The organism is Rhizobium hidalgonense (assembly GCF_002914525.1).
In the GTDB taxonomy this organism is placed as follows: domain Bacteria; phylum Pseudomonadota; class Alphaproteobacteria; order Rhizobiales; family Rhizobiaceae; genus Rhizobium; species Rhizobium hidalgonense.
In genome coordinates, this window is the sequence record NZ_LODW01000110.1 from 1 (window position 1) to 6804 (window position 6804).

The 6804-nt window shown below is 59.5% G+C and carries 4 protein-coding genes and 3 pseudogenes; 6 read left to right on the forward strand and 1 reads right to left on the reverse strand.

All coding sequences use genetic code 11. The features are described from left to right. Positions 1–470, reverse strand: a pseudogene (locus ATY29_RS31740) (hypothetical protein); the annotation flags it as partial. A gap of 323 nt (positions 471–793) precedes the next feature. Between ATY29_RS31740 and ATY29_RS31745 the strand changes: the two are divergent. The 6 genes and pseudogenes from ATY29_RS31745 to istB all read left to right on the forward strand — a co-directional run. Then, positions 794–1003 carry a hypothetical protein gene (locus ATY29_RS31745; RefSeq protein ID WP_004672578.1) on the forward strand — a complete coding sequence of 70 codons (210 nt, stop codon included), beginning with the start codon at positions 794–796 and terminating at the stop codon, positions 1001–1003. A gap of 145 nt (positions 1004–1148) precedes the next feature. Further along, a pseudogene (locus ATY29_RS31750) lies at positions 1149–1716 on the forward strand (DUF6088 family protein). Continuing rightward, positions 1709–2722: pseudogene (locus tag ATY29_RS37125) on the forward strand (nucleotidyl transferase AbiEii/AbiGii toxin family protein). The pseudogenes ATY29_RS31750 and ATY29_RS37125 overlap by 8 nt, the downstream one beginning before the upstream one ends. A gap of 94 nt (positions 2723–2816) precedes the next feature. Then, positions 2817–2942 carry a hypothetical protein gene (locus ATY29_RS38245; RefSeq protein WP_257784634.1) on the forward strand — a complete coding sequence of 42 codons (126 nt, stop codon included), beginning with the start codon at positions 2817–2819 and terminating at the stop codon, positions 2940–2942. A gap of 1477 nt (positions 2943–4419) precedes the next feature. After that, positions 4420–5922, forward strand: coding sequence for an IS21-like element ISRel5 family transposase (gene istA / locus ATY29_RS31775; RefSeq protein ID WP_097537506.1), 1503 nt, complete (start codon positions 4420–4422; stop codon positions 5920–5922). Beyond that, a partial coding sequence (istB, locus tag ATY29_RS31780; RefSeq protein ID WP_280176787.1) for an IS21-like element ISRel5 family helper ATPase IstB occupies positions 5919–6804 on the forward strand: 886 nt, incomplete at its 3' end. The genes istA and istB, both read left to right, overlap by 4 nt.

Below are 6804 nucleotides of genomic sequence, written 5' to 3' on the forward strand. Positions count from 1 at the left end.
CCGGCGCCTACCTTGTCGAGCAGCGGACCGAGAAGCGCCTTGACGTCGGCCTTGAACTGATCGCGCACCGCGGGGCTGTCTCCCCCGTAAAACTGCTTGGCCATCGCCTGGATGGTCGGGTTGAACAGGTGGGTGATGTTGTTGGGAACGGTGCTGCCGAATTCGGAAGCGGCAACCTTTTTCAAACCGTCCAGGTCGATCTTGAGATCGTTGCCCGGGTCGGTTTCGGGCGTGCTCACCTTTGCATCGACCAGGATCGCGGTGGCGCCGCTTTTGCTCTGGGTAAACCCGACGAAGCCCCGCGCAGCGGAGATGTCGAGTGCCTGCCCGTTGCCGCTCGGCGCGATCTTGCGTATTTCGCCGGCGTCGATGGTTTTTGTCGATGCAGAACGGCCAGTCACGTCTTTCTGGTCGAGGTCCACGACCAGGGTTTCGACCTCTTTCGATCCGCTGCCAACACGTTCCAACATGATTTCGTCACTCCTGATCGACGGCCGCACCCTGAACGGAGGCCCGGAAAGCCTCGTTAGGTCAGAAGTTTTTCAGTGATATGACAAATGGGTGCTATCGGAGCGGCAAAATTGAACCATTGACCCCCACATAGCGCTTCCAAATTATACCGCAGTACAAATGCTGGTGACACCGCAGTCGCCAAGGTGCGGCGCAATAGAGCACGCTACCGTAGGGAATGCGCTCACGAGACAGATCAAAGTCGGTCCTCGGGCTCGGTTTTCAGACTGCATTGTCCGGCAAATCGGTATAAGCCGTCCTCTCGAACAAATCAGGGGACAACATGGAAACCGTGGAAATCAGCAGCCGCAGCGACTTCGGCCTTTGGGCAATTGAGCGGGCGCGGGAAATCGTAACGTCCGAGGGAACTGCTTTTGCGATGGCCGCTCGCGATATGGACGACGAGGCGCTTGCAAACGCTGCAGCCGCGCTAGGCAAGGCCATCAGCGATGCGATGGTGGAAGTGTTTGACGGCCTGATAGATGAATCGTGATTGTGAAGAGACAGCGGGTCACTGACCGATAAAAATTGGTCAGCACCGTCCGGGCTCGCCGTCTTCCCCTCTCATTGCAAACTGTCAGAAACTTGCATATAATTCTGACAAGAGAAATGCCATGCAAAAGCTGACATAGCAAATCATGGGACATGCTGAACGACTGCCGGAAGGACCGCGCTTTCGGCAAAGAGTTTTTTGCATCTCGGAAATCGAGCCGCCCTGGATCAGGCTCTGTCGCGCCTGGCCGAGCGTGGCGAGCTCGTCCGGGCGGGCCGTGGTATCTATATGCGGCCCGTCAAAAGTCGCTTTGGCAGTCGGCCGCCGACGGTCGAACAGGCCGTAGAGGCGGTGGCGCAGCAGCGCGGTGAGGTCATCGTCTCGATGGCGCCGCCGCGGCAAATGCCCTGGGCCTGACCTCCCAGGTCCCGGTCCGCTCCGTCTACCTGACATCCGGCCGTAGCCGGACGATGACCCTTGGACAGCAGACGGTCGAGCTCAAGCACGTGCCGCGCTGGCAATTGGCCTTGGCCGATCGACCTGCTGGCGTGGCGGTCCGCGCACTTGCATGGCTTGGGCCGGAAAGGGCCGATGAAGCACTGTCGCGGATCAAGCGAAAGCTGCCGCCAAACGCGTTCGGCGAGCTGGTGGCGGCGGCTCCGCAGTTTCCGACCTGGCTTGCAAGAAGCGTAGGAAAGGCTGCGCATCGCTGATCTGTTTCTGACCTTGTCAAAGGATAACCGACGCGAAGCCTTGGCGGTGGCGGCCGACCGCACCGGACGGCCCATTCATCTCCTCGAAAAGGATGTCTGGGTCGTCTGGACGCTGCAGACGCTCTTTTCGTCCAAGCTCGGTGAGCATCTCGTCTTCAAGGGCGGCACCTCGCTTTCGAAAGCCTACGGTGTCATCAAAAGGTTCTCCGAGGATGTCGACCTGACCTACGATATCCGCGCCCTGGCGCCGGACTTGGTTGGCGACAATGACGAAGCACTGCCGAAAACCCGCAGCGAGGAGAAACACTGGACCAGCGAGGTGCGAAAGCGGCTTCCGGTCTGGGTGGCGGGCTCGGTGGAGCCGGTTATGGCGCGTTGCGCGTTCAATCTCTTCCGGCGGCAATCCGCCTCGAGGACGATACGCTCTACCTCAACCATGAAGCGGTGAGCAGCGGATCCGGCTATGTCGCCCCGAGCGTCATGCTCGAATTCGGAGCGCGGTCGACCGGCGAGCCGGCCAGTATCCGTCGACTGTGACGCGTCGGGCCAGGTTGATGGTGTCGAATTTCCGAAAGCGAGTCCCCGCGTCATGCACGCGGAGCGGACGTTCTGGGAGAAAGCGACCGCCATCCATGTCTTCTGCCTGCAGGAGCGCCTTCGCGGCGATCGTTTTGCCCGCCACTGGCATGATGTCGTCCGGCTGGACGATGCTGGTTTCGCCGACAAAGCATCCGCGGATCGGCAACTCGCCAATGCCGTGGCGAAACACAAATCCATGTTTTTTGCGGAAAAGGCGGCCGACCGCTCGCCCATCGACTACGCCGCAGCCGTCAACGGCAATCTGGTTCTGACGCCATCCGGAGAAGGTCTGCGTGCGCTCGGCGAGGATTACGCGCGCATGGTCGACGACGGCCTGCTGCTCGGCGATTCCGAGCCGTTCGAGCACCTGATCGAGCGATGCACGCAAATTCAGGCGCATGCCAACAAAAGCGACGCGTCAAAATAAGCAATTGCCGGCCCACAGCCGCACCCTGCCCATTACTGTGAGTGCCCTGTCACCGACGCGGTTTGGCTTCGCGCCAATTATAAGGCGTTTGCTCGTGGCAGGCACCCTTGATGTGATGAGAGTGAAGCTCGGACCCGGTTATTCCGGCTCCGGCCTCGGCGAGGATGTGGCCAAATACCGCACGGGTGCGGGTTCGTTTGAGGAAAGTTGCGCCACGTAAAATGAAGATCCGGTGTGTTTGCAGTGAAGGCATTCAAATTCCCAATTTCAATCTCGCCGGAAGCCCGAGCAAGCTCAAAATCGCTGACGCGAGAATCGACACGGATGTTCCACTTGCCGCAACGGCACGTTCTCGCGCCAAGTGCCGTCCTCCCACTGGCGCGCCGCACGCTTGATTGGCTCTATTCCCGCAGGGGGGGTCGACAAGACGAAGGTCACTTCTTGGCGTCCAGCGGATCGACGTCGCCTTTCATCAGGAAGGCCGCAATCTCGACAGGGCCAGCGCGCGCGGGCGTGACGATGATTTTTGCCATCGCCTTGTCTGAATGAAGATGCGTCGAAGCCGGCTGTGCTGCCGCAGCGATAGGCGCGCGGTGGCGGCGTGAATCGCCAAGTTGCCGCAACGGCCAGCACGAGGAACTCGACCAACGTCTCGGCGGCGAAATAGCGGAAGGTGCATTCCGGTAAACCACGGCGATCGAAACTTAAATCCGTCGCAATCTTCTCGACACTCACGTAGCATGAGCCTCGCGAACAAACGCCGCCACGCCACTATGGCAATTTCACTTCTCCTCCTCGGGATGAAATGGGACCATTCCTGAGGCGCTCTATTCCATCTCGAATACGGAGGATCCGGCATGCCTACGGTGTTGTTCAGACACGACCTCGCTTAACGATGTACTGAAGATTGCAGTCTACACGAAGCACGTTGCAGGCAGTGCTATGAAGTGTTCGCGGAAGATGGTTCGAGGTCTCGTCGGACGCTCTGTCGCGGCGAGCGCGGGACGTGTCTGATGCCCTCGATTTCAGTGAAGAACCATATTTCACGTGTTGCCCACCTGCCGACAACTTCCACCATCGCAAAAATGCACGTCCGCCTACCGAAGCTGAACGCTAACGATCCCCAAATGAGCTCAAAGATCACCTGTCGGCGGCGGCGGCGGAATTGGACTGATGAGGTGAGGGCACAGATTCTTGCCCACAACGTTCTTCAACTCGGCCCAATCCGGCGATATGTTCCCTCATCCTGGTTTCAGGCATGCCTTCAAGGCCCTGTCGGCTCGACACTTGGATTTTACAGGCGCCTGGCTGCTGGCCGACTGCCGCGCCCATTCCGTGATGATAAAAGTATTGTGCCGTGTTGGGTTCTTCACAAATATGTCCAGCACCCGACGTAGTTCTCTGCTCGGAAGCGGTTGAGGTCTGCGCCTTGACGCCGAAGATGGCCCTCTACAAGTTGGGTGACAATGTCCCGAGAGTTCTGCTCGCATTGGTTAGACGGGCAGGCTGGCTCTTTTATGCGTAGCGGCGATCTCGATGAGATTCAGCGTCAATCAGGATGAGACTCGCGCCGGGGTGTGACGGAGTGAGGGCGTAGCCCGATCGTAGTCATACCCCGGCGTGGCGCAGATTTTCGGCGTCTCATGATCGCGGTCGGTCCGGTACATTTGCGGTTTTCTGGATTGGAGAACCAGTTTGTGCCGGGTCGCCATTTAACCGATCATCAGATGAGACTCTTCATGAAGTACCGACAAACGCATTCCGTAGAGGTCGCCGCGTCAAAAGCGTCGATCAGCCGAGCCACGGCATACCGCCTCGACAAGGAGGTACAACTGCCTTCTCAGAGCAAAGCGCCGCGCGGACGCCGCCGCCCTGATCCCTTAGAGCTGATATTCGAGACCGAAGTCGTCCCGCTCCTGAAGGCCGCACCCGGTATCCGTGCCGTCGCTGTCTACAACGAGATGCTGCGCCGACATCCAGAACTCTCTGAAGGTATCCGCCGCACGCTTGAACGACGCATTCGGTCGTGGCGTGCTGTCCATGGCGAAGCGCAGGGGGTCATCTTCCGCCAAACGCACGAGCCAGGCCGGTTGGGCCTTTCGGATTTTACCGACGCCAGCGGTCTTGGTGTGACCATCGCCGGCCAGCCGCTTGATCACCTGTTCTATCACTTCCGGCTTGTCTGGTCGGGCTTCGAACATGCCCATGTCATTCTCGGCGGCGAAAGCTTTGTCGCGCTGGCTGAAGGGCTTCAAAATGCCCTGTGGTCCGTGGGAGGTACGCCGCTTTATCATCGAAGCGACAGCCTGTCGGCGGCATTCCGCAACCTCGACGCCGATGCCAAGGTCGATCTCACCCACCGATACGATCAGCTTTGCTCCCATTATCGAATGACGCCGACGCGCAACAACAAAGGCGTCGCGCATGAGAACGGCTCTATCGAAAGCTCCCATGGCCATCTCAAGAACTCTGTTCATGACGCCCTGCTGATGCGGGGGGCCAAGGAATTCGACGACCTCAGTTCTTACCGCGCCTTTGTCGATGACATCGTCAGCCGTCGCAACGCTGCCCATGGCAAGCGCATTGATGCTGAGCGATCCCATCTGCAGGCGCCGCCCGAGCGCCGGACCACGGACTTCGAAGAGATTGTCGTTACGGTGTCCCGGACGGGCGGCTTCACCTTGCGCAAGGTCTTCTACACCGTGCCATCCCGCCTGATCGGCCACAGGTTAAGAGTTCGCCTGTTCGACGATCGGCTGGATGTCTTTGTCGGCGGTACGCATCTGATGACGTTGCGCCGAGGACGCGGCCATCCCGACGGCCGACACGACCAGGTCGTCAACTACCACCACGTCATCCATTCCCTGCGCAAAAAGCCGATGGCGCTCCGCGGCCTCGTTTATCGCGACAAGCTCTTCCCGCGTCAGGAATATCGCAAGGCCTTCGAAGCCCTCATCGAGCATCTTCCCGACAAGCAGGCTTGCAAGATCACCGTCGAACTCCTGGCGCTCGCGCATGACCGTGGTTGCGAACGCGAACTTGCCGAAGAATTGGCCAGGATACTCGATGCTGGTGACTTACCCAATCTGGCTACCATGCGAGCGCTCTTCGGTCCGGATCCAAAGCTGCCGACCGTTCATGTGCAACTCGCATCGCTCAACGGTTATGAGGCCCTGATCGGGACGGGAGAAGCGGCATGAAGAACGCCCACGTTATCGATGAAGCACGCCTCGGCATCATGCTCAACGAGCTCCGGCTGCCGACGATCAAAATGCTGTGGCCACGATTTGCCGAAGAGGCGGACCGGGAAGGATGGCCGGCAGCTCGCTTCCTGTCGGCTATTGCCGAGCACGAGCTGGCAGAGCGTGCCAATCGCAGGATTGAACGGCATCTCGCCGAAGCGCACCTGCCGCCCGGAAAGACCTTAGACAGCTTCGCCTTTGACGCTGTACCCATGATCTCGAAGGCGCAGGTCATGGCAATCACCGCCGGCGACAGCTGGCTTGCCAAGGGAGCTAACATCCTCATGTTCGGTCCGCCCGGCGGAGGAAAGAGCCATCTTGCTGCTGCCATCGGCCTTGCGCTGATCGAGAACGGATGGCGGGTCCTGTTCACCCGGACCACCGATCTTGTGCAGAAGCTTCAGGTCGCCCGAAGGGAACTGCAGCTTGAGTCTGCCATCGACAAACTCAACAGGTACGACTTGCTCATCCTCGATGACCTCGCCTACGTCACCAAGGACCAGGCGGAAACAAGCGTGCTATTCGAGCTGATCTCGGCACGATACGAGCACCGGTCGATCCTGATCACCGCCAACCAGCCGTTCGGAGAGTGGAACCGGGTCTTTCCCGACCCTGCCATGACACTCGCAGCAGTCGACCGGCTCGTGCACCATGCCACGATCTTCGAGATGAACGTCGAAAGCTATCGCCGCAGAACTGCGCTTGAGGAAAAACGCCAGCGCGGCCGACCGGCCTCGTTTGCGACAATCAGGACATCAACGCTGTCTGTCGCGCGCATTGCCTCGCCTGAACTGCTCCCTGAGAATGGGTTATTGCCTCATCTAAATTGCTCCCGACGAA